This window comes from Campylobacter sp. RKI_CA19_01122 (genome assembly GCF_025771325.1).
GTDB lineage: Bacteria > Campylobacterota > Campylobacteria > Campylobacterales > Campylobacteraceae > Campylobacter_D > Campylobacter_D lari_D.
This window is the reverse complement of sequence record NZ_JAKMPZ010000025.1, coordinates 1-1,136: the sequence shown is the minus strand read 5'-3', so window position 1 is coordinate 1,136 and position 1,136 is coordinate 1. Positions and strand designations below refer to the sequence as shown.

The window sequence follows — 1,136 nt, the reverse complement described above, 5'->3', positions numbered from 1 at the left end:
AAGTCAAAGAAAGAGTTAAGGCCGGTTTGGATTTTTTGAAGTGGAGAAAGATTATAATTAATCATAAATCTTATAATTACAAGAGCAATTACCAAGCTTATAACACCAATAATGATTTGTTGTATTAAAGCTTTATTTACCGGGTCTTTATAGATTTTTTCATCTGCAATCACACAAACATTATATCCTGTTGAAGATTTCTGACAAATCACAGCCTTGCGAGGAGCATTTCCATCTTCAATTAACATTGGTGAGCTTGAAAGAAGTCCTGATTTTCCTTCAGGTGTTGAAAGATATGATTTTACTATATTTTGACTTAATTCATTTTTTGTTAATAATGCCTCAGAAGATTCATGAAAAAGTATAGTTCCATCATTATCTAAAACCACAGTATATCCGCTTTGTGACCTTCCCATTGATAATACATTATCTGAAAAAGTATTTAAATCATAATTTCCACCTACTGCACCTATAAATTTACCATTAACAACTATAGGATATGAAAAAGATAAAGAAGGAGCTTTTAAGCTAGGGGCAATATAAGGCTTTGATATTACAACTTTGTTTTCTCCAGAAGCAACACTTGTGTACCAACTTCTTGTTCTAGGATCATAGCCATCAGATGGCATTTGATGGTTTCCATTTGATCTAATCATTGCACCATTGTGTGCAAGTCCTACATATAGCACATCAAAACGACTAGCTTCTTTTGCAACTTTAACCATAGTGTAAATTTCTTCTAAACTCGCATTAGGATTTTTTTGCAATTCAGAGGCGACAGATCTAATAGCATCGCTTCTTGAAGCAGTGTAGTCATCAAAATTCTTTAAAACATCTTGCATTGTTTTAACTTGTATATCATTGATGAGTTTTTGAACATCATGCTTTACTTCAGCATAATTAAATGCATTTGCTATAAATAAAATAGCTATAATTGCTAAAAAAACAAAAAAAGTTAATTTTCCCGTTAAACTTCTTGTAATGTTTTTCATAATGAATTATCCTTGTTTAAAAATTGTAAATTTTAAGGGAAAAATTATCTTGTATTATTTTTAATAAAAAAATGCATTATTTAAATATAAAAAAACTATTTTTTAATAAAAAAATTATAAAAAATAACAATCACATCCAATCAA

Annotated in this window: 1 protein-coding gene; it reads right to left on the bottom strand. The window is 29.0% G+C overall.

The features are described 5' to 3' along the window. Positions 1–992: cache domain-containing protein (locus L8U37_RS08085; RefSeq protein ID WP_263666988.1), on the bottom strand; the 992-nt coding region annotated here is incomplete at its 3' end. Positions 993–1,136: the final 144 nt, after the last annotated feature.